Annotated in this window: 16 protein-coding genes; 12 read left to right on the top strand and 4 right to left on the bottom strand. The window is 61.7% G+C overall.

All coding sequences use genetic code 11. The annotated features are described in order from the left end of the window. Positions 1-1,953, top strand: a 1,953-nt coding sequence (locus LLH00_13315) for a dockerin type I domain-containing protein (protein MCE5272251.1), incomplete at its 5' end; no start/stop codon positions are given. Positions 1,954-1,981: 28 nt separating this feature from the next. On the opposite strand, the gene LLH00_13310 is transcribed toward LLH00_13315, so the two are convergent. Continuing rightward, positions 1,982-2,869 (bottom strand): PfkB family carbohydrate kinase, encoded by an 888-nt coding sequence (locus LLH00_13310; protein ID MCE5272250.1) that lies wholly within the window; start codon positions 2,867-2,869, stop codon positions 1,982-1,984. Between the two features lie 246 nt (positions 2,870-3,115). On the opposite strand from LLH00_13310, the gene LLH00_13305 reads away from it, so the two are divergent. The 5 genes from LLH00_13305 (at position 3,116) to LLH00_13285 (ending at position 7,608) form a co-directional block, all read left to right on the top strand. Further along, positions 3,116-4,495 (top strand): neutral/alkaline non-lysosomal ceramidase N-terminal domain-containing protein, encoded by a 1,380-nt coding sequence (locus LLH00_13305; GenBank protein ID MCE5272249.1) that lies wholly within the window; start codon positions 3,116-3,118, stop codon positions 4,493-4,495. A 19-nt stretch (positions 4,496-4,514) separates the two neighbouring features. Beyond that, entirely contained in the window at positions 4,515-4,784 is a 270-nt protein-coding gene (locus LLH00_13300) for a hypothetical protein (protein MCE5272248.1), read from the top strand. A gap of 56 nt (positions 4,785-4,840) precedes the next feature. Further along, the gene (locus tag LLH00_13295) at positions 4,841-5,011 is read left to right on the top strand and encodes a hypothetical protein (GenBank protein ID MCE5272247.1); all 171 of its coding nucleotides are present in this window, start codon (positions 4,841-4,843) and stop codon (positions 5,009-5,011) included. A gap of 208 nt (positions 5,012-5,219) precedes the next feature. Further along, positions 5,220-6,455: a DUF4010 domain-containing protein gene (locus LLH00_13290; protein MCE5272246.1), complete on the top strand. Its 1,236-nt coding sequence runs from the start codon at positions 5,220-5,222 to the stop codon at positions 6,453-6,455. Positions 6,456-6,504: 49 nt separating this feature from the next. Beyond that, the gene (locus tag LLH00_13285) at positions 6,505-7,608 is read left to right on the top strand and encodes a beta-lactamase family protein (protein ID MCE5272245.1); all 1,104 of its coding nucleotides are present in this window, start codon (positions 6,505-6,507) and stop codon (positions 7,606-7,608) included. Positions 7,609-7,701: 93 nt separating this feature from the next. On the opposite strand, the gene LLH00_13280 is transcribed toward LLH00_13285, so the two are convergent. Then, positions 7,702-9,033, bottom strand: a complete 1,332-nt coding sequence (locus tag LLH00_13280; GenBank protein ID MCE5272244.1) for a Gfo/Idh/MocA family oxidoreductase — start codon at positions 9,031-9,033, stop codon at positions 7,702-7,704. 535 nt (positions 9,034-9,568) lie between these two features. Here LLH00_13280 and LLH00_13275 point away from each other — a divergent pair. From LLH00_13275 to LLH00_13265, 3 genes are all read left to right on the top strand, one after another. After that, positions 9,569-10,093 (top strand): chemotaxis protein CheW, encoded by a 525-nt coding sequence (locus tag LLH00_13275; protein MCE5272243.1) that lies wholly within the window; start codon positions 9,569-9,571, stop codon positions 10,091-10,093. A gap of 56 nt (positions 10,094-10,149) precedes the next feature. Beyond that, entirely contained in the window at positions 10,150-12,687 is a 2,538-nt protein-coding gene (locus LLH00_13270; protein MCE5272242.1) for a methyl-accepting chemotaxis protein, read from the top strand. A 481-nt stretch (positions 12,688-13,168) separates the two neighbouring features. Next, positions 13,169-18,061 carry a PAS domain S-box protein gene (locus LLH00_13265; GenBank protein MCE5272241.1) on the top strand — a complete coding sequence of 1,631 codons (4,893 nt, stop codon included), beginning with the start codon at positions 13,169-13,171 and terminating at the stop codon, positions 18,059-18,061. 66 nt (positions 18,062-18,127) lie between these two features. On the opposite strand, the gene LLH00_13260 is transcribed toward LLH00_13265, so the two are convergent. Continuing rightward, positions 18,128-19,015, bottom strand: a complete 888-nt coding sequence (locus tag LLH00_13260; protein MCE5272240.1) for an AraC family transcriptional regulator — start codon at positions 19,013-19,015, stop codon at positions 18,128-18,130. A 174-nt stretch (positions 19,016-19,189) separates the two neighbouring features. On the opposite strand from LLH00_13260, the gene LLH00_13255 reads away from it, so the two are divergent. The 3 genes from LLH00_13255 (at position 19,190) to LLH00_13245 (ending at position 22,781) form a co-directional block, all read left to right on the top strand. Then, positions 19,190-20,119 (top strand): carbon-nitrogen hydrolase family protein, encoded by a 930-nt coding sequence (locus LLH00_13255; GenBank protein ID MCE5272239.1) that lies wholly within the window; start codon positions 19,190-19,192, stop codon positions 20,117-20,119. A gap of 37 nt (positions 20,120-20,156) precedes the next feature. Further along, on the top strand, positions 20,157-21,275 hold the full coding sequence (locus LLH00_13250) for an amidohydrolase (GenBank protein MCE5272238.1): 1,119 nt from the start codon (positions 20,157-20,159) through the stop codon (positions 21,273-21,275). A gap of 90 nt (positions 21,276-21,365) precedes the next feature. Then, positions 21,366-22,781: a hypothetical protein gene (locus LLH00_13245; GenBank protein MCE5272237.1), complete on the top strand. Its 1,416-nt coding sequence runs from the start codon at positions 21,366-21,368 to the stop codon at positions 22,779-22,781. Between the two features lie 144 nt (positions 22,782-22,925). Here LLH00_13245 and LLH00_13240 read toward each other — a convergent pair. Then, the coding region (locus LLH00_13240; protein ID MCE5272236.1) for a T9SS type A sorting domain-containing protein at positions 22,926-23,249 on the bottom strand (324 nt) is incomplete at its 5' end.

The raw sequence follows: 23,249 nt of genomic DNA, 5'->3' as shown, positions 1-23,249 counted from the left end.
CTGGCCCTGGACAGCCGGGGCGGACTCTGGTGTGTCACCTCCGATTCCCGTCCCTTTGCCGGCCGGCTTTCCCATTACGACGGGACACAGTGGCAGAGCTATCCCGTTCTGCGTGAGAACACTGTCGCCAGTCTCTCCGGCGGCATCGCGGTGGACCGGGAGGATAATGTCTGGGTCGGCACGCTTGGTTCGGGAGTGCTGCGTTTCGACGGTACGGGCTGGAGCCGTCTGGACACCCTGGACGGGCTGCCGGACGGTTATGTTTACGGCCTGAGCCTCGACTCAGGCGGCCGCCTCTGGGCCGGCACGATGAAGGGCGCGGCCCGAAGGGATGGTGCAAAGTGGACAACCTACACCCATCTGGATAGCCTGGCCGATGACTGGGTGGTCGCCCTCGTGCCGGATGGACAGGACCGGCTGATCGCCGGCACCCAGCGCGGGGTGAGCCTGTTCGACGGGAATCGCTGGACAACCCTGCCCACCCGGACCTACAGCACCACCGGCTACGATATAGCGGACGCCGTGATCCGGGACCGGCAGGGAAGGATCTGGACGAGCCTGCGGCGGGATGGGGCGGCGGCCTGGGATGGGAGCGCCTGGACCACCTACGGCCCGACCAGCTCGGCTTTCCCCTCCAGCCAGTCGACCTGCTTTGCCCTCGACTCCCTGGGGTTCCTCTGGTGCGGCACTGTCAACGGCCTCTGTCGCTTCGACGGCCGTCAGTGGCGCGCGTTCGACACGCGGGACGGTCTGCCGGACATGTTCATTGCGAACCTGCTCACCGACCGCGCGGGCAATCTCTGGATCAGCACCTATTACGGCGGGCTCAGCTTTCTGCCGGCAGCGGAAATCGCCTCGCTGCAGGAGACTCCACCGCTCAATCCGGACATCGATCTGAAATTTTACGACCGGGCGGACGGGCTGGCGGACAACACGGTGCTGTGTACGGCTATCGACAGCCAGGGCAACAGGTGGTTCGGCACACAGGACGGGATCAGCCGCTACGACGGCACAGGCTGGACCACTTTCCGGCCTGATTCCTCGCGGCGCAAGGACAACTACTGCCGCCGGATCGCGCTGGACACGGACGGCTCGCTCTGGTTTGTCTCGCTGGGCAGCGGAGTGCTCCGGTACGACGGGCACAGCTGGAGCCGGTTCACCACCGCGGACGGCCTGTTGTCCGACATGGTGAACGACATGTGTATCGATTCCAGGGGAGTCAAGTGGTTCGGCACCAACGACGGGTTGAGCCGCTATGATGGCGTGTCGTGGACTGGCTACACCACGGCGGAGGGTCTGCTCGACAACTCGGTCAACGCCCTGGCCGTGGACAGGGCGGGCGTGCTCTGGTGCGCGGTCTCGGGCGGAGTGAACCGTTACGACGGCGCGCAGTGGCAAGCGTTCCGCTCCGGCGAGGGGCCGCTCAATGATTGGGTAAATCGTGTTAGTTGCGACCGGAAAAATAATGTCTGGTTCGCCGGATCGAGTAAGGGGGTCTGCCGTTATGACGGGCAAAGCTGGACCGTGTTCGACAGCACCGCAGGCTTGGCCGGAAACAGGACCCGCTCGTTGCTTTTCGACCGCTACGGGCAGCTTTGGGTCACCACCGCTGGCAGCGGCGTGTGCCGTTTCGACGGTGCAAGCTGGACAAGCTACTCGGTACGGGACGGCCTGGCCTCGAATTTCATTTACGACATCGTCCAGGACTCGGACGGCGCGTACTGGCTCGGCGGGGGCGGGGGAGTGAACCTGTTGCGCCTGAAACAGACCCCGCAGCCGCCTGCCGGCGATGTGAACGCGGACGGCCGACGGGATGTGTTCGACCTTCTGGCTCTGTTGCGGCTGCTCTCCGGCGCGGAGCCGGACCCGGACAGACGTGGGGACCTGAACTCCGACGGCCGGATGGATGTGTTCGACCTGCTGGCCCTGCTCAAGGCGCTCTCGGGCTGGTAACAGCCGTAGGACCTCTCGGCGGAATGGGTTACTTAACTGATGTTGGGTTTGCATCTTCCAGCCGCCGTAGCACCGTCTCCAGGCTGGAGTCGAATGCCCCCTCGCGCTCGATGCAGAGCGTGGCGGCCAGGGCGGCGAACTCGCCCCGGCGCTGCGGCGAGCCGAACAGTTCGGCTGCGCGCAGGAACGCGGCCAGATAGGTGTCGCCCGCCCCGGTGGGGTCGGCGCTGAGTGCGGGCGGGAAAGCCGGGATGTGAAAAATCCCCTCGCGCAGGACCAGAGTGGAGCCCCGCTCGGCCCGGGTGACAAGCACGTTGCCAGCTCCCGCCGCGATCAGACGCCGCGCGCCAGACTCCAGGTCCGCCTCGCCGCTGATAAATGCCAGCTCGGCCTCATCCAGGGCCACCCACTCGCAGTGGGGCAGGAAGCCGTACACCCGCTCCGGGTTTCGCCAGACAACCTTCTCACCTTCCAGATGACGGATGAGACCCTGGGCCGCCAGGGCTACTTTGCACTTCCGGGCCAGCCAGGCCGCGGTTTCCGGCTCAAAATTGTCGTGGAACAACGGGCCGAGGACCACAAAATCCAGGCCGCTTGGAAGCTGCCCCTCAAGCTCGCGCGGCCCGATCCGGTTGTCGTGGGCGGTCGCCCGCTGAGTGCGCGCCGAGAGGTCGGCCTGCGGGTACTCGTTGACAAATTCGAGCGTGCCCGCGGCCGGCAGACGTGTCAGGCGCGCGCCTTGAATGTCCGGCCAGGGCGGGTTGCCGCCGAGGCAGGCGCCCAGGACCGTGGTTTCCACCCCCAGGCGCGCCAGGGCCGCCCCGGTGTAGTAGGTCACTCCGCCGCAACGGGTGTGGGCTTTGCCTGCCACTATGTTCGTGTCCCGGCAGAGCGGGCCGATCACGGCTGCTTTCAAGCTCCATCCAATCGAATGAATTTCCACATACCAGCGCCGGGCGGCGTTGCGGAGTTTTGTGGCCTCTATTCTAACTCCCTCTTTACTCCGGCTCAAGAGGGCCGCGCCCGCCCTGCGGAAAATGTCGAACACTGTCTTGCCCTCACATACCGGGCGTGTTAGAGTTGATCGAATCAAAACTCGGGCTCGTTATGATAAAGTACTCCGCAGTCCCACACAGGATAAGGAAAGGGCAGGGAGGGACTTATGCACAGGGCGCACGTTTGGGTTCTGACCGTTATGCTCGCTTTTCTGCCGTCCGCCGGCGCGCTGGCGCTGGAGGCCGGGGCAGCCGAGAGGGATATCACGCCGGAGCCGGGCCTGGCCATGGCCGGGTTCACTAACCGTGTTTCCCACGGCGTGCTGGATTCGATCCACGTGCGGGCGCTGGCCTTGCGCTCGGGGAACAAAAGCCTGGTCCTGGTCTGCTACGACCTGCTTTTTCCGTTCGCCCGCCAGGTAAACGCCGAGCTGCGCGACAGCATCCGTTCGCGCACAGGGGTGCAGGAGGTGTTTTTCAGCAGCACGCACACCCATTCCGGCCCGGCGATTTTCAGAGGCCCGCAGCTTCCCCCGGGCCAGAGCATCAAGGACATGGAGCCGCACGAGCGGATGATCTGCAGCCAGACCATCGAGGCCGTGGCCGCGGCGGTTGCTGCCATGACCCCGGTGGCGGTCGGCTCGGGCCAGGGCGCGGTGGACCTGAGCTACAGGCGGGTCCAGCCGCAGCCGGACGGCCGGGTGGAGATGATCTGGAGCAACCATGAGAAGAAACCTCTCGGACCGGCCGACCCCACGGTGGCGGTGGTCCGCCTCGACCGTCTGGACAACGGCAAGCCCCTGGCGATCCTGGTCAATTACGCCTGCCACCCGGTCATTTTCGGCGCCTCCAACCAGAACCTCGCCTACTCGGCCGATTTCCCGGGCGTGCTTTACCGCAAGGTGAGGGCGAGACTGCCGGGAGCGCCGCTCTGCATCTTTTTCAACGGCTGCCCGGGCGACCTCAATCCCTACTACGCCCACTCGGTGGATGACCCGCTGCCCCGGCTGGAGGAGGTGGGCGGGACCCTGGCCGCCGAGGTCCTGCGCGTGGCCGGCGGGATCACGACCAAAGCCTGCGACAGTCCCCTGGCCCTGTCCTCCTCGCGCAAGTATTTCCCCAGCCTCTGGCGCTGGGACCTTGACAACTGGCAGGCCCATCAGGCCGACAGCACGGCGCAGCCGGGCCCGGACAGCAGCCTGGCGCAGAAAGGCGAGATGCAATTGCCCCTGGATGTGGCCCTGCTCACCCCGGAGATCGGTTTTGTCGGGCTTCCGGGCGAGTTCTTCTCGCGGTTCCAGGGCGATATCCGCAGCAAATCCCCGGTGCCGTTCCTGATCGTGGCCGCCTACACGGAGGGATCCTACGGCTATTTCCCCACCCTGGAGGCCGCGGTCACCGGCGGCTACGGGGCCAACGACACCGGCACCCACGTGGCGGTGGGGGCTGGTGAGCGCATGAGCCTGGAGGCGCTGGTCAGCCTGCACGAATTGCTGGGCGGGCTGCGGGATTTCCCGGCCAACCCGGACCGCGGCTATCGCTACTGATCCGGCGGCCGGAGTTGAAGTGATATCGCTGCCGGGCAGAATCTTGCCGGCTGAACAGGGAATTATTACGCCATGGGGCGAAAATAATTTTCCGCCGGCTGTCTGCCGAATGAACATGGCTCCGGCCGACAGCTCAGAAATTCTGGATTGCAGCTCGGAAAACGAGACGGGGACACCGGAAGACGCTGCCGGTTTTTTGGGCAGTGCTGCCCGGAAAATGTGCATTCCTGCCGGATGTCCGGCATTCATCGGCCCACGTTCTTCGTGGCTGAAGGAGAAGAAGAATTGAAACTATCGGCATGCAATATGCATCTAACCATATGAAAGACAACCGGGAGGTGCAGGATGAAAATCGAGGTCTGGCTGGAATACCATGGAGTGCGTATCGACCGGGTGCTCGAAACCGAGACCGGTGAAATCCTGCACCGCGAGTTTCCCTCGGGCGCACTGCGCCACGAGGCCTGGCTCTACGAACTGGATGAGAACCAGCGCAGCATGATCCTGTCCCGCATCTGAAACCGGGAATCATACTCCCGCCTATTTAGAATATCCCCGCGCTGAAATGTTTTCCCGCCCCACGGTGTGGACAGGGCGCATGAACTTTCCCCTCGCAAATCATCAATGGTTTTTTTCCGTTATTTTCTTGCAATCACGCCCTTTTGGTGGTACAACATTAACTTGGAGACTGCGGGACGTTCAAGCCACGATTATCCTGGGAGGGTGGATGGAAAGCCTGGAGCTCACTTTTCAGGTCCGGTTTTTCATCGCCCTGGGCCTGGGTTTCCTGCTCGGACTGGAGCGGGAGACCTCGGGCCTGGCGCAGCAGCATCAGCCGATAGCCGGGGTGCGCACCTATTCCCTGATCAGCATGTACGGGTTCGGCTGCGCCTGGCTGGCCCAGAACGGTGTTCCTGCGGTGCTCCCGCTGGGCCTTATCTCGATCGTGGTCCTGGCCGGGATCGAGTACGCCGGCCGGATCCGGGAGGGACATCAGGGCTGGACCAGCTCGGTGGCTGTGCTGATCACTTACGTGATCGGCGCCCTGACCCTTAACACCATTATCTGGCTGCCCCTGGCCCTGGGTATAATCAGCGCCATCCTGCTTTCGGAAAAGACCCGCATCGAGCATTTCGTCGAGAGCCTCAAAAAATTCGAGCTGTTCGCCATCCTGAAGTTCCTGGTGGTTACGGTGCTGGTCCTGCCGCTTCTGCCCAACCGGGAATTCACCCAGTTCAACCTGAACCCGGTCGGCACCTGGAAGATTGTGATCCTCATCTCCACGATCGGGTTCGTGGGTTATTTCCTGATGAAAAAGTTTGGCAGCCAGTACGGTCTCTGGCTGTCGGGCCTTCTGGGCGGGATAGTTTCGAGCACCGCGGTGAGCGTGGCCATGGGACGCATGGCTCAGAAATCGCCCGAGATCAGCGCCCAGGCCCTGCGCAGCAGCCTTCTGGCCAGCAGCGTGATGTACGTGCGTATCCTGCTCATCATCGCGATCATGGGGCCGGGTTTCCTGCCATTGATCTGGTGGCGCCTTCTGGTGCTGGCCGGGCTGGGGGTTGTCCTTTCGCTCACCACCGGGGTGCGCGGGGGAGTGTCGAAATCCAGTCTCGACTCGGGCCTGAGCAACCCGTTCGAAATCTCGCCGGCCCTGGTGTTCTCGGTGCTGTTTCTGACCCTCCAGGTGGTGACCATCCTGGTCAAGTCGCATTTCGGCAACTCGGGCCTGCTGATCCTGTCCTTCATCGTGGGTGTGACCGACATCGACCCGTTTATCCTGTCCATCCTTTCCTCGAAGACGATCAGCACGGTGCTGGTTTCGGCCATCATAATCTCGATGCTGGGAAACACGTTGATCAAGGGCGTGTATTTCGGCTCCCTGGCGCGCACGGCCCGACGGGATGCAATCCTGCGCTACGGGACCCTGGCCGTGCTGCACATTCCGCTCGTGTTTTTGTGAGAGAATCGGTTCTGCAAGCGCTTTGAATCGAACAACACTCGGAGGTGCTATGAAAGAATTGCTCGTTTCGGCCCTTTGCACACTGGTCCTGGCCGCCGGCTGCTGCAACACGGCCGGCACTCCGCAGGCGAAGGCCCTGAGCGCGCCGGAGGAACTGCTGAGCCTCCACACCCGCTACAAGATGAAAATGTCCAATGACTGCAGCGCCGGAGCGGCCCTGGTGCGCAAGGACGGCAAGCTGATCTTCGAGCAGTACTACGGCAGCCTGGGCCACGGCGCGGCCTCGGCGCCGGTGGATTCGGCCTCGCGTTTCCCGCTCTACTCGATCTCCAAGGAGTTCGGCGTGGCTGTGCTGCTGAGCCTGGTGAGCGACAGCCTTCTGGCCCTGGATGACCCGGCCAGCCGCTACCTGGATGTCCTGAAAAAAGGGCCGCTGGAGGCGGTCACCCTGCGCCAGTTGGCCAGCCATACCTCCGGAGTGACCCGCCCCGAGGACAAGGCCCCGGCCGACCCGGAGTTCTCGGATGTGACCCTGGAATTCAAGCCCGGCGCCGATTTCCATTACAACGAGCTGGGCATGAAAATCCTCGGTCGGGTGATGGAGAAAGTCGGCGGCAAGCCGTACGAGCAGCTTCTGGGCGAACGTATTCTCCAGCCTCTGGGTCTGGAGAGTATCGGTTACCTGCATCCCGGGGATGATCTCGCGCACATCGTACACACCTGCGTGGGCTTAGATTCCTCTTTCGTCCACTACTCACCGGACCCATACCCCGGATCGGGACTTTTCGGCACCATGCGCGATGTGGCCCGTTTCGGCCAACTCTGGCTGGACCGCGGCAAGGTGGATGGCAAGCCGCTGTTCCGCGAGGACCTGATCGAGCAGGCCTGGACCAATTACGACCATTTCGGCCACCCGTACTGTGATGCCGAGTACGGGATGATGTTCTGGCTCTGCACCCAGGAGCACTCGCCGATCATGGCCGGGGCGGCCCAGAGTGTGGCGGCGATCCTGCCGGACCATAACATGGTGGTGCTGATTGGCCTGAACCAGTTCGAGGGCGATCCGGGCTGGAACCGCCCCCCGGTGGAGCACGCCAACGTGGCGCGCCTGGGGCTGGTCCTGGACAAACTGCTGAAACGCGAAGCGAAGTAGTCGGCCAGGCGGAAAACGAACGGCCGCTGCCCGGACTCCGGGCAGCGGCCGTTTTTGTTGTCAGGCAATTACAACTATATTCCGAATATACTTCTATACTCCGAAAAACTGCAACTGCCGAGGCTCTTTCCATTTGCCGCGGGTAAAATCGGGTACGTCCTGCGCCGCGCTCTTGGCTGCCACCGACATCTCGCTCAACGGGCTGATCACGCTCCAGGTGGCGGCGTCGTACACGTCGATGGGCGTGGGCAGCCCGTTGCGCACCGCATGCACGAGCTGGTGCAGTTCCAGGTAGTCGGCCCCATCGTGCCCGTACTTGACCGCCTCGGCCCCCTGTGTACGCCAGAGCGGGTGGTCGTACTGCTCGTAGTACTTCTCGTCGTCCTCCCAGGCATCCTCTTGTGGGCTGCGTCCCTCGAAATAGCACTTGCGCAGGGTGCGGCTGTAGATGCCGCGGGTGCCCTGGACCCTGAAAATCTCATCGTAGGGCCGCGCTGACTGGGTGTCGTGGTAGAGGGTCATGGTCAGGCCGTTCTCAGTGGCGAGCAGCGTGGTGTTGATATCCCCCAGGGCGTACTTGCGCTTGGCGTTGGGATGGTCGGGCCCGAACATCTGGGCGATCTTGTAGTTCATCCCCCGGCTCTTGGTGCTCATCGAGACCAGGTAGGTGAAACGGTCACCGCGGTTTATCCCCATGCACCATGCCGTGGGGCCTACCGGATGGGTTGGGTAGAGGTTGCCGTTGCGTGTGACCGCGTGCTCGCCGCGCCAAAGCAACTCGCCTCCGGGGCCGATCTTGCCCTCTACGCCTTTCAACCAGCGCACGTCGTGCTGGTAGCCCGCCTCGATATGCAGCAGCTCGCCGAACAGGTCGGTGGTCTGGAGCATGTTCAGCACGAGCATGGCATAACGGTAGTAGCACTCGTTCTCCAAGATCATGCAGGGCTTGCCGGTGCGCTCGCTGGTCTCGACCAGTTGCCAGCACTGGTCCACCGTGATCGCGGCCGGCACCTCGGTCGCCCCGTACTTGCCCGACTCCATCGCGGCTAACATCACCGGGGTGTGAAGCTGCCAGGGGGTGGCGGTAATGACCAAATCCAGATCCTCCCGCTCGCACAGTCGACGGTAGTCCTCCGGGCCCTTGTCGTAAAGCTCCGGCCGCTTGCCCAGCCCTTCCTGCACCACCTGCGCCGCACCCAGAAGGTGGTCCGGGTTGATGTCGCACAGGGCGGGGATCTCCACGCCGCCCACGGCAAGCAAGTCGCGCAGAAGGCCGGTGCCGCGGTTGCCTGTCCCGACAAACCCGATCCGGACCGGTTTCAGCTCGGCGGCTGCGGCGGGCACTCCGCCGGCCAACCCGAACGCGAGTGAGGCTGCCGCCGCCCGGCGGACGAACTCCCGGCGGTTGACATTACGATTGCTCATCGAACACCTCTTGGCAGAAAGCGAAGGAACAAGTCTGAAAATGGACAGCAGGGTCGGGTTCCCTGTACATCGTAAACACCATAATAGTACAAATAATCAGCAGTTTCGGCAAGGAGGACCCTCAGCCGGAGGAAAATCGTTTCATAAACAATAGTTCCGGTTTCCGGCGGCCGCCGCACACGGCGCGGCAGCACCGATCGAGCGGCTCCAGTGGTTTGCAAAGATGGTTTCAAACCGGTTGCAAGTGATTCGCAATCAGAGGTTTCAAAATGAGCATTATCCGACAAAATGATACCCGGCGTGTTTAATTCCAGACAGAAACGCACCCGCGGCTCTTCTCGATAATCGGGAATTAGTATGCTTACTCCATGATACTGAAATATATATAAATGCAGCACATGGGACTGGCACACAGGATGCATTTAGCAGGACAGAAGCCATTCTGGTTCAACTCTCTGTATTAAGCTGTGGTTCAAATCCGACAAGTTCTTTCCTGCGGTCCTGAGAGGCATATACACGAACGGAGGTTTGAATGATGCGTACACAGATCGAACAACCCGTCACGGCGTTCACTGGAGCGGTGGGCAAGCCGGAGAACACGCGAGGGGGGAAGTACCTCACTTTCCGGCTTGGCGAGGAATACTACGGACTGGCCATACTGAAAGTCCGCGAGATAATCGGGCTGATGGATATCACCCGGATGCCCCGGACCCCGGAATACATCCGCGGCGTGATTAACCTTCGCGGCAAAGTCATTCCGGTCATGGGTCTGCGTGATCGTTTCGGGATGCAGCGGATCGAGGACGATGAGCAGACCTGTATCGTCGTGGTGGACATTCTGCTGTCAGGCCGCTCGGTGCTGATGGGTATTCTGGTGGATGGCGTATCCGAGGTCCTGGACATTCAAGTGGATGAGATCGAGGACTCTCCCGAATTCGGGGCCGGAGTGGAAACCGAGGTCATCCTCGGCATAGCCAAGGCCCGCGAGCGGGTCATCATGCTGCTCGACATCGACCGTGTCCTGTCGAGCGAGGACCACAAGCTGCTCGAAAACGTCTGAGCTTTCGGGATTGGACTGTCGGGTCGAGGCTTTCAATCTTTTCAGGAGTCAAGAAAATGAAGATGAATCTGGGTGCGAAAATCGGCGGCGGTTTCGGCGGGCTTCTGCTGATCACGATGGTTCTGGGTCTGATGGCGGTCTGGATCATGTGGAGTGTCAAGACCGACACCCGGATCCTGGACCAGGAACAGATGCCGCAGACCGAGGTGGCCAACAACATCGAGCGCTACTCGCTGCTGGCGATGTATGGTATGCGCGGCTTTACAAACACATATGAACAGAAATATTACGAGGATGCCCATAGCAACCTGGAGAAAGCCCAGGCCAGTCTGGGCGAGGCTTTGAAACTGGCCGAATCCTCCGAATCCCAATCCGGGTTCAAAGAGGCCGTAACTCAGGTTAAGCAGTCGCTGGATGAATATGCCTCTCTGGTCAATGAAAGTACGGGCACGATCAACCAGATACTGGCAAGCCAGAAAGCCATGGAGCAGAACAAGGAGATATTCCTGAAAACCTGCTCGGATTTTCTGGAAGCGCAGAACCAGATGATGAACGAGGATATCGCGGCCCGCAAAAGCCAGGACAAACTGGCCGAGCGTCAGAAGAAAATCAAGATGACCACGGATATCCGCGGCCTGGGCAACCAGCTCATGGTGGCTACCTGGGAGGCGCAGCAGAAGCGTGATCCAAAGGTTATCGAGGCCGTGCAGGGTAATTTCGACACGATCGAGAAAACCCTGCACGAGCTGCGGGCCATCACAGTCCGGGAAGTCAACATCCGGCAGATTGACGCCAACCTGGAAGCCAGCAGCAATTACAAGAAAGCTCTGGGTGATTACTTCTCCAACTGGTCCAAGCTTCAGCAGCTCACCGAGCAGCGGAGAGTGGTCAGCAGTACCCTGCTCAGTCAGGTGCAGAAAACCTCGGCGGACGGGATAGCCCTGGCGCGCAAGGCGGCAGGCAGCGCCAATTCCGCGCTGTCGAGCGCCTCAGCGGTGATGGTGATCGGCCTGATCGTCGCCCTGATCCTGGGCTTCTTCCTGGCGGCCTACATTACCCGCATGATCACCAAACCTATCGCGGATGTCACCAAGAGCGCCCAGGCCATCGCAAGGGGTGATCTGTCGAGGGAGTGCCTGATTTGCCAGAACGACGAGGTCGGCCAACTGGCCGAGGCTTTCCAGGAAATGATCTCGGCCCTGAAAGAAAAGGCCACCGCCGCCCGTCATATCTCCGAGGGCAACCTCGAAACACGTGTCAGCGTGGCCTCCAGCGTGGATGTGCTGGGCAATTCCATGGTCATGATGATCGAGAGCCTGCGCAAGATGAACGAGGAAGTGAAAGGCCTGACCCAGGCGGCCCTGGAGGGACAGCTCGACACCCGCGCTGATGCCTCGCAGCATAAGGGCGAGTTTGGCGGTATGATCGGCGGCATCAACCGTCTGCTCGACGCCATTCTCGACCCGATCAAGGAGGGCGCCGCGGTGCTGTCCAATGCGGCGGCAAAGGACCTGACCCAGCGGGTCATGGGCAACTACAAGGGCCAGCTCGCCGACCTGAAAGACAACATCAACACCACGGTGGAGGCGCTGGACAGGGCCCTCACCCAGGTCTCCGAATCGATCGAGCAGGTCACAGCGGCCAGCGGCCAGATTTCCGCCGGCAGCCAGAACCTGGCCCAGGGCGCCAACGAGCAGGCCAGTGCGCTGGAAGAGGTCTCCTCCAGCCTGGAGGAGATGTCCTCCATGACCCGCCAGAACTCCGACAACGCCGAGCAGGCCAAGAACCTGGCCAACGCCGCCCGCGAGTCCTCCGGCCGGGGCACCGAGGCCATGACGCGCATGACCGATTCGATCAACCGGATCAAGACCTCCAGCGACCAGACCGCCAAGATCGTCAAGACCATCGACGAGATCGCGTTCCAGACCAACCTTCTGGCCCTGAACGCCGCGGTGGAGGCTGCCCGCGCCGGTGAGGCCGGCAAGGGCTTCGCCGTGGTGGCCGAGGAAGTGCGCAACCTGGCACAGCGTAGCGCCGCTGCGGCCAAGGATACGGCCGGGATGATCGAGGAAGCGGTGAAGAACGCCAACGGCGGCGTGTCGATCACCGAGGAGGTGGCCGCGATCCTGTCCGAGATCACCGAGGGGTCGGGCAAGGTCAGCGACCTGTTGAAAGAGATAGCCGCCGCGGCCAAAGAACAGGCCCAGGGTGTGGACCAGATCAACGACTCCGTGGCCCAGATGGACAAGGTGACCCAGCAGAACGCCTCCAATTCGGAGGAGTCGGCCAGCGCCGCCGAGGAGCTGAGCAGCCAGGCCGAGGAGCTGCGCCGGATGATCAGCGAGTTCAAGCTGAGCCTGGAAAACCGCCAGGCGACCATGAAACAGCCGCGGACCGAGATTGCCAAGCCCTCGACCACCAACCGTCTGAAGCCCCGCGCCCTGAGCGGCAAGGCTTCCGGCAACGGGCATCGCTCGGCCAACGGCCACAACGGCCACAACGGCCACAAGAGCCTGGCTCCCGCCCTGCAGCACAGCAAATCCACGGACAAGATCATCCCGCTGGATGAGGACGAGGATTTCAGCGAGTTCTGAGCAAGGAATCGATGGGGCGGCCGGACGGATAGACGATAAAGGACAATACTGAAACAATCGTTCGGAAAACGGCCTCCGGTAAACATCAACCCGTGCGGACATCCTGCCTGATGGCAGCGAAATAGTCCGCACGGGTTTTGTTATTGGAGTGAAATCAATATATTTATTATAGGAAATTCTGTTAGCGAAAGGCATTGTTTCAACATCGCAATATCGTAATCTCCGGTGCGGCCGAAAGCGTTCATAGTTGCAAACCCTTTGAATATATACAATTCCAGGCGGCGGGACGGGAGACTGTCCGGCAGGACCGATGTGTACGGGCCACGGCTTGTCAGATGGACGGTTCAGCCGTTTCTGCCGGCTTCAAGAAAAATAAGCTTGTCTTTCACTGAGAATATGGACACTTTATGCCAATTGTCCTTCTCTTGGATTCTGTAGCTCTCTCAATCCCAGACACCGGCTGTAGAACATGGAGAAGATATTGAACCGGAACGTCACTCCCCGTGGCCTTAAAACAGCTTTCGCCCTTTCCCTGCTGGTCTGTCTGGTCGGTGGAGGCCTCTATTACCGTGCCGAGCAGGCGAGGTTGAAAAAGCAGGTCAGCGACAACCTCATGGCAGTGGCGCGCTACAAGGTGGAGCAGATTGTCGCCTGGCGGGCGGAGCGTCTGGGCGATGCCGACATTCTGATGCGGGATGAATCCTTCGCGGAAACAGTGCGCCGGTTTATCCGGGACACCCGGGGGAATGCGGCTGAAGCAAAAAGAATACGCGCGAGATTCGTGGCCCTGAGGGGGGCTTACCATTACAGCAATGTCATGCTGCTCGACCGCGCCGGACAACAGCTTTTCGACCTTACCGGCTCTGGTACGCCCCTTGATTCGCTCGAAAGGCCGCTGCTGGAATCGGCGCTGGTCGCCGGCCGGCCCCTGTTGGATGACCTGCGGGCCGGTCCTGGCCCGCTGACGCCGCACCTGGATATCGTCGTCCCCATTGTCAGGGCCGACAGCCTGCCGCCGGACCGTTCCGCTGCGTTGGTGGTTCTCCGCATGGACGCGGACCAGTTCCTCTATCCTCTCGTGCAATCCTGGCCCACCTCCAGCCGCAGCGCCGAAACCCTGATCATAAGGCGGGAGGATGATTCCGCCCTGTTCCTGAACGAGCTGCGCCACGTAAGCGGGGCGGCATTTAAGCTTCGTATACCGGTTTCGCGGCAGGATGTGCCCGCGGCTATGGCCCTGCGCGGCCAGAAGGGGGTGGTGGAGGGCAACGACTACCGCGGGGTCCCGGTCCTGGCGGTGATCCAGGCGATACCGGATTCTCCCTGGTTCATGATCTCCAAGATTGACCGCTCCGAGGCCCTGGCCGAATGGCGGGCGCTGTCCTGGCTGATACTCAGTTTCCTGTCCGTGCTGGCCACCGCCCTGGTTGCAGCCGCGCTCACTCTCTGGCAGCGCAACGCCAAAGTGTACTACCGCGATCTCTATCAGACCGAACAGGCCTGGCGGGTCAGCGAGGAGCGCTACCGGATCACGCTGATGGGTGTGGGTGACGGAGTGATCTCAACTGATGCCAGGGGTTGCGTGGAGCTGCTCAATCCGGTGGCCGAGTCCATGACCGGATGGACACAGTCCGAGGCCAGGGGCCGCCCCCTGGAAGAGGTTTTCCGCATAGTCAACGAATATTCACGCGAGCCTGTCGATAACCCGGTGCGGCTGGTGCTCAGCGAGGGCCTGGTTGTCGGGCTGGCCAACCATACCTCTCTGATCGCGCGTGATGGGTCCGAGCACCCGATAGCCGACAGCGGCGCCCCGATCCGGGATGCGGACGGCAAAATCTCGGGCGTGGTGCTGGTTTTCCGTGACCAGACCGATGAACGGCGGGCCAGGCAGGTGTTGCAGCAGAGCGAATCCAAGTTCCGCAGCCTGTACGAGTCGATGAGCGAGGGGCTCTGCCTGCACGATCTGGTGCTGGATGAGAACGGCCGTCCCGTGGACTACCGCCTCCTGGATGTCAACCCGATGTTCGAGACGATAACTGGATTGAAAAAGAGTGAGGTGGTCGGACGGCTCGGCTCCGCGGTTTACGGGACAGAGGTTGTCCCGTATCTGGATGTCTATGCCCGGGTGGCGATGGGAGGCTCGCCGACTGTTTTCGAAACCTATTTCCCTCCGATGGACAAGTATTTCAATATCCATGTCTACTCCCCCGGGGGCGGACAGTTCGCCACGGTGTTCCAGGATATCTCCGCCCGCAAAAAAGCCGAGATGGCTTTGCACAGTCGTGAAATACTGCTGCAGGAGATGGGACGGCTGGGCAAGATCGGCGGCTGGGAGTTCGACGTAGAGACTCTGGCGGGGACATGGACCGAGGAAGTGGCCCGCATCCACGACCTCGACCCGAGGGACCCGACCAGCGTCCAGGTCGGCCTGAGCGTCTACCAGGGCCAGATGCGACAGAAGATCGAGAGTGCGATCGACAAGGCCATCCACAACGCCGAGCCCTACGATCTCGAGCTGGAGATGTTCACTCCCGCGGGCAACCGGAAATGGGTCCGCACTATCGGCCAGCCGGTGATGGAAGACGGGAAAGTGGTCAAGCTCAGGGGCTCGTTCCAGGACATCACCGGGCGCAAACTGGCGGAGGAAAAATCCAGGGAAGACCAGGCCCGTCTGGATGCCGCTCTGTCCAGCATGACCGACGCGGTGTTCATCTCGGACGTCGAGGGACGCTTTACGGTTTTCAACGATGCGTTCGCCACGTTCCACCGCTTCAGGGACAAGGCCGAGTGCGCCAGGAACCTGGCCGAGTATCCCGATATTCTGGAGGTGTTCCTGGCCAGCGGAGAGCCGGCCCCGTTGGAAATGTGGGCGGTCCCGCGTGCGCTGCGGGGCGAAACTGTGACCAACGCCGAGTACAGGCTCAAGCGGAAAGACACGGGCGAAACCTGGGTCGGCAGTTACAGTTTCAGCCCGATCCGCGACAAAGACGGCGTGATCATCGGGTCGGTGGTGGTGGGGCGCGACATCACCGAGATCAAGAAGGCCGAGAAGAAACTCCGCGAGAGTGAATCCCGTTTCCGCGATCTGTTCGAGACCATGACCAGCGGGGTGGCCATCTATACCTCGGAGGACGGCGAAAATTTCTATTTCAGCGACCTGAACCCTGCCGGTGAGAAGCAGAGCGATGTCAAAAAGCAGGAAATCCTGGGCCGGGAGGTGCGGGAGATATTCCCCGGCCTTGTTAAAATGGGGCTGTACGAGGTGTTCCGCCGGGTGTGGAAAAGCGGGGACTCCGAGTTCTATCCGATGACCTGCTACGAGGACGACCGGGTTTCGGAATGGGTCGAAAACCGGGTGTTCAAGATTTCGAAGCAGGAGATCGTCGCCATTTACGACGATGTCAGCGAGCGCAAGAAAGCCGCGGTGCAGCTCGAGAAGAACGAAAAGCTACTGAGCAAGGTTTTCGATATCCTGCCCGTGGGGCTCTGGCTGGCTGACGGTAAAGGCAACCTGGTGCGCTCCAACATGATGGGACGCACCATCTGGGGGGCGGAGCCGCTGGTGGGCCAGGAGCCGTACGGTGTGTTCAAGGGCCGGCGTCTGCCCTCCGGGCAGGAAATAGCCCCGCATGAATGGGCCCTGGTGCGGGCGGTCAACCAGGCGGAGACAATCCTGGACGAGATGCTGGAGATAGACGCTTTCGACGGTAAGAAAAAGATCATCCTCAACCATGCTGCTCCGGTGCTGGATGATAGCGGCAGGGTGGAGGCCGCGATCGTGGTCAACCAGGACATAACCGAGCGGATCAGGAGCGCTGAGGAACTTAGAAAGAGCGAGGAAAAGATCAGCTCGATCCTGAACGACATGCTCGATGCGATCTACTCGGTGGATGCCCGGACCGACCGCCTTTTGCAGACCAACCCCTCGATTTCCCGAATTTTCGGGCGGTCGATGGAGGATTTCTACACCAACCCGAAGCTATACCAGGAGATGGTTCAGCCGGATGACAGGCCGGTTATCCAGCAGTCCCTGGAGGAACTGGAGCGGGACGGCCGCGGAGAATGGTCCTACCGGATAGTCCGTCCGGATGGAGAGGTCCGCTGGGTGGCCCAGCGTTCGAGGGTAGTGAGCGGGCCGGATGGAGTCAGGCTGAGGATCGACTCCTATTTTACCGACATCACCGAGCACAAGAAAGAGGAGATGGAGCGGGAGCGGCTGGAGGAGCAACTGATTCAGGCGCAGAAAATGGAATCCGTGGGCCGTCTGGCCGGCGGTGTGGCCCACGATTTCAACAACATGCTCCAGACCATCCTCGGCTTCACCGACATGGCTATTCAGGACGTGCCGGCCGGGACTGCGCTGCATGAGAGCCTGCAGGAAATCTACCGCGCCGCACAGCGCTCCAATGACCTGACCCGCCAGCTCCTGGCCTTCGCCCGCCGTCAGACCATCGATCCGCGGGTGCTCGACCTGAACGACACGATTTCCGCGATCCTGAAACTCCTGCGGCGCCTGATCGGTGAGGATATCGACCTTCTCTGGGCCCCAGGCCGGGATATCTGGAAGCTGAAAATCGACCCCTCGCAGATCGATCAGCTCCTGGCCAACCTGATAGTCAACGCGCGGGATGCGATCACCGGGGTGGGGAAAATCACCATCGAGACCAACAACGTCACGGTGGATGATGCCTACTGCGCCGACCACAAGGGATTTGCCCCCGGCAATTTCGTCAAGCTCACAGTCAGCGACAATGGTTGCGGGATGAGCAAAGAGACGCTGATGCACGTTTTCGAGCCGTTTTTCACCACCAAGGGTATGGGCCACGGCACCGGTCTGGGGCTGGCCACGGTCTACGGTATTGTCAAGCAGAACAACGGTTTCATAAATGTCTACAGCGAGCCGGGGCAGGGGACCACGTTCAAAATCTACCTGCCGCGCTGTGAGTCGGAGATTTTGCAGGTCGCGCAGCCTGCGGAACGGGTCAAAGCCAAGGGCGGAGATGAGACGGTGCTGCTGGTCGAGGACGAGGAAACGATCCTCAACCTCAACCGCAAGATCCTGGAGCGCCTGGGCTACAATGTCCTGACCGCCGGGGGCCCGATCGAGGCGATCCGCCTGACAAAGGAGTACGAGGGCCACATTAACCTTCTGATCACGGATGTCGTGATGCCAGATATGAACGGCCGCGACCTGTCGCAGCGGATACTGGAACTCAAGCCGGGGATGAAATGCCTCTTCACCTCGGGCTACACGGCGAACGTGATCGCCCATCACGGCGTACTGGACCAGGGAGTGAATTTCATTCAGAAACCGTTTGCGGTGAATGACCTGGCCCGGAAAATCCGTGAGACCCTGGATGTGAGCGGGCAGTAAGGACATGGGTGTGGGGCGGTCCGACTGGGAGGCTGATACAGCCGGCGGCTTGGGTGAGCCTCCGGCTCAGGTGCGCTGGCTCTGCCTGAATTCACGCGGGGTCCGTCCGGTGATCCGCCGAAAGGCCCGGGAAAAGTAGTTCCCGTCCGAAAAGCCCGCCTTGAGCGCCACCACGGTGATCGACTCACCGCCGCTCTGGAGCAGTCCGGCCGCTTTCTGCACCCTGAGCCGTATCAGGTAGTCGATGGGTGTGTCCTGGTAGGTTTCCTTGAAGACCCGGATGAAATTGGGAACCGACATGCAGGCGATCCCGGCCAGATCGCGGAGGTTGAGTTTCTGGCTGAAATTTTCCTCCATGAAAGCCACGCTTTCGGCCAGGGGCAACAGCCGGGCGGTCTTGCCGGTTTTCTGCAGTGAATACTGACGCGACAGGGACACGATCAACTGGATCAGGAGCGCCTTGAGCGCGGGCTTATGCCCCGGCTTCTTCTCCTCGAATTCGCATTTCATCTCGGTAATCATCCGTGAGACGTTCGCCAGTTCCTCGCTTTTCAGGTGAAGGCGGCTTTCGAAACGGTGCTGCCGTCGGAAGAACGGCTCCAGCGAGAAAAGAGCGTGGTAGCCCGGTATCTGCTCCAGGTCGTGGAAAGCCTCCAGCAGCTCCAGGTTGTACATGATGTTGCAGAGGTACAGGTTCCGCGCCTCGCGGTATGCGTGCTCGATCTGCGGCTGGATGACAAAGACGTCCCCGGCGCCGAGCTGGTACTCGCCCGAACGGGTGCAGTGCACCACCGTGCCGCCCATGATGATCGCCAGCTCGGTGAAAGCGTGGGAGTGCATCCCGCAGGTCGAGCTTTTCATCAGCTCCCGCTCGATGTAAAAATCGAAATCAGGATCGAAATACCTGTACTCCGGGATCGAGGGGAAATCCTTGAATGAGACTGTCGGGTTCATGATAATATCGTGCTCAAAAAGTGCGTCTATTGTGCATGAAAAGAGGATAAGCATAATAATATCTTAAGCCTGAAAGATGTGAGAAAAATCGAGAATTGATCTTCGTAAAGCTGTCCCGGCCGGATATGGGCTGCGCCGGAGCCGGTTCCAATCCCTTTGACAGGAGTGTGTGGCATGCTCTGGTCCCGGATGATCCACATGCAGGTCGCGGTCATGCTCCTTTCTCTGCTCACAAATGCCGTGGGTTTGCTGGCCCTGGAGCATCCAGTGGTCATTTCCACCTACCAGGGTCCCTGCCGGGACGGCGATTTCGCGGCCAACCTGGCCGTGGTGCGCCGGGTGATCGCCCAGGCCCTGGAACGGGGCAGCGATTTTGTGGTGTTTCCCGAGACTTTCCTCTCCGGCTACGACTCGCGCGACAGCATGCTCAAGGGCGCCCGCAGGCTGGAGGACCCCGAGCTGCAAGCGTTTATCGCCGAGAGCGCCCGACACGGCATGACTGTGCTGGTGGGCCTGGCCCGGCTTGCGGATGAGGGTGTCTACAACTCGGAGTTGGTGCTGGAGGGTGGCCAGGTGCTGGGGGTCTACGACAAGGTGATGCTGACCGAGGGCGACCGGGACGAGTTGGGTTTCCTGCCCGGCCGGAGCGTGCCGGTGTTCGAATCTCACGGGGCGCGTTTCGCGGTCTCGATCTGCCACGACACCTCGTTCCCGCATCTGTCGCTCCTCGCTAAAATGAAAGGCGCCGAGATACTGTTCACCCCGCACTATAACTCGATAGACGCCCAGCGGGTGGATGACCATCGTATCTGGGTGCGCAACTGCCATGTGGGGCTGGCCTGCCAGATGAAGCTGGCGGTGGTGCGCTCCAACGTGGTGGTGACAGACAAGCCGGGCCAGCCGGGCCTGGGCGACAGTTTCATCCTGAGCCCACAGGGCGAGGTCCTGGCCGGGGCGCGCCTGTGCCGCACCGAGCTGGTCACGGCCACGGTGACACCTGATATGTTCCGCACGCCCTATGTCTGGGCCGACCTGAACGAGGTGCCGCAGTGGCTTGAAAAGAGCCTGGCCGAGGAATTGGAACGTCAAGCCATAGTCCATTGATCGCGCATTGCGGGACGAACCAAACGGAGAGAGAGACATGCGCAACGAGACCACAAGGAACCCGTTTACCCGCAGACTGACCTTTCTGATACTGACAGCCCTCTGCTGCGTCGCGGCGGGACACGCGGCGGCAGAGGGGCAGTCGCGGCTGGACTCCCTGCGCGCCAGGCCCAAGATCGACGCCCACGCCCACATTTTCGGCGTGCCGGCCGGACAGGACAGCCTGCTTGTCGGCATGCTGAAGAGTCAGAACATGAAATGGCTGGATATCTGCACCTTCGCGCTCAACGAGCCGGGTTTCGAGCAGCAGGTGCTGCTGGCAAAAAAGTTCCACGCGCAGCACCCGCAGCAGGTGGCCTGGGCCGTCTCGTTCCCGTTGGACGGCTGGGGACAGCCGGGTTGGACCGACCGCGCGCTGGGAACGATCCGGGACGGTTTCGCCGCCGGGGCGGTGGCGGTCAAGGTCTGGAAGGATTTCGGCATGGTGCTGCGCGACCCGGATTCGAACTTTGTCAGGGTGGATGACCCCCGTCTGGACACCCTGTTCGCCGTGATCCAGAGCCAGGGGCACACCCTGGTGGCGCATATCGGCGAGCCGCGGAACTGCTGGCTGCCGCTGGATTCGATGACAGTGGAGGGCGACCGCAGTTACTATCGGGACAATCCGCAGTACCACGGCTACGGTCTGCCCGGAATCCCAGGCTACGCGGTGCATGTGGCCGCGCGTGACAATCTGCTGGCCCGCCGTGCCGGGCTGCGCGTGGTGGGCTGCCACCTGGGCAGCCTGGAGTATGATGTCGACTCGCTGGCCCTGCGGCTGGAGCAATACCCGAATTTCGCCGTGGACCTGGCCGGACGGATCGTGCACTTGCAGGTGCAGGACCGCGAGAAAGTGCGCCGTTTTGTACTGCGCTACCAGGACCGCATCCTCTACGGCACGGATAACTTGGTGGGAGATAACAGCCAGCCGCTCGGAGCGCAGCTCGAACATTTCGAGCGGGTCTACGACTCGGATTACCGTTATTTCGCCACAGATGAGGAAATCGAGGCCCCGGAAGTCCGGGCGGGCTATGTCTGCCGCGGCCTCGACCTGCCGCTGGAGGTGCTCGACAAGATATTCTATTCCAATGCGGTGCGCTGGTATCCGGGCATCTGAGTCCTTGCACGCGCCGAACGCCGGGTAACACTACGGAAGCGCCTGGGCGGTCGCCGGCGCGGCAGAAGGTCGGAATAAGGGAGGAATGGTATGGTTGTCCGCTGGATATCGATTCTGGGCTTGGTTCTGGCCGCCGGAATAAGACCGGTGCAGGCGCAGGAGGGCGTCCCTGTCGACGCCGGGAAGAAAGTGGTTGTCTACGCCGGGCGGGAGGGACAGGTCATCGACGGGTTCGGGGTGAACGTCAACCACCGTAGTTGGGCCGGCGATGAGCTCAAGCCGGTGCTGCGCGCGATGATCGACAGCGCGGGAATGACCCTGTTCCGGGTAGTGTTCGACAACGCCGACTGGGAGACGGTCAACGACAACGGCGACCCGCTGGTGATGGAGCGCGCGGTATACGATTCGATCTACGCCTCGCCCCGTTTCCAGCCGCTCTGGGACATGTTCGCCTGGCTCAACGCGCGCGGCCTGGGCCGGAGCGTGTTTTTCAATTTCATGGGGCCGGGGCCGCAGTGGATGGGCGGCGGACACCTGACCGAGGGCTTCGAGAGCGAATGGGCTGAGTCTATAGCCTCGTTCCTGCTCTACGCGCGCGATACGAAAGGCCTGAAATTCAGCTTGGTTGCTCCGAACAACGAACCGGACATCCAGAACGAGGGCATCCACATGGAGGCCGGGCAGTATGTCCGCTGCCTGCACGCGCTGGCCCTGGAACTGGAGCGCTGCGGCCTGGGAGACCTGCGCTTCGTCGCCCCGGACCGCGCCGGCGGCGGCACGGCCTGCCTTCCCGAGATGCTGGCCGACACGCTCATCATGGGCCATCTGGCCCATTTCGGCCTGCACAGCTATTCCGACAACGGCGGCGGCTCGGACGGGGTGGAGGATTTCCTCCGGCGCTCGGCCTTCCCGGACCGCACGTTCTGGTTGACCGAGTTCAATGTCTGGCTCCCAAACGCCGACAACGGCCAGCGCGGGACATACGACTGGCCCTACTGCCGCGGCACGGCCAAATACCTGCTGGAGCACCTGGCCCAGGGGGCCTCGGGCGGGATCGTCTGGGAGGGCTACGACAGCTACTATTTCCACCCGCCGGCCACCTGGAGTTTCTGGGGTCTGTTCGCGGTGAACAACGAACTGGCTCCGGCCAAAACCTACACCGCGCGGAAGAATTTCTACACCGTGGCCCAGGTCAGCCGCTTTGTCCGTCCCGGGGCGCACCGGGTCGAGGTCACGGCTTGCGGGGAGCCGCTGTCGCCGCTGCTGGCTTTCTACCAGCGCGAACGGGGCGAGCTGAGCCTGGTGGGGCTCAACACCGCCGGCACGCCGGTGAGCCTGTGCGGCCGGATCGACTCGGCCCCCAGGGTGACAGCGCTCGAACTCTACTACACATCCAGCACGGAAAACCTGGTGCAGGCCGGGCGGGTGGAAGTTACGAACGGGGCTTTCACGGCTACCATCCCGGCAGACTGCGTGTTCAGCCTGGTTTCACCGCAGGCCGAATGAACCGGGGCAAGCCGGTTCGGGCCCGCTGTCCGGCGTGTTCCGGAGATGGTGGTTTGCAGCATTGAAAGAGCGGATCGCCGGGAGCCGGAAAAAAAACGGGACCGGATTTCTCCGGTCCCGTCGCACGCGAGGAAAGAAGCGGCCCTATTTCAGCATGACCATTTTACGGACCCGCTCGAAATTCCCGGCATTCAGGCGGTAGAAATACACTCCACTGGGGAGCTTGCGCCCCGCCTGGTCGGTCCCCTCCCAGAACACAACGTGAATGCCGGGATCGACTTGGCCATCGATCAGGGTGGCCACTTTCCGTCCGCGTACATCGAACACGCTCAGACTGACATGCTCCGTCGCGCCCTCGGGCACCTCGAACTTGATCGAGGTGGAGGGGTTGAACGGGTTGGGTGAATTCTGCATCAGGCTGAAAGCCTTGGGCAGCGATGCGGCGTTGGCGCCCAGGGCCAGGAGCTC

The organism is bacterium (assembly GCA_021372515.1).
GTDB lineage: Bacteria > Gemmatimonadota > Glassbacteria > GWA2-58-10 > GWA2-58-10 > JAJFUG01.
This window is presented reverse-complemented; position numbering and strand designations above follow the sequence as displayed.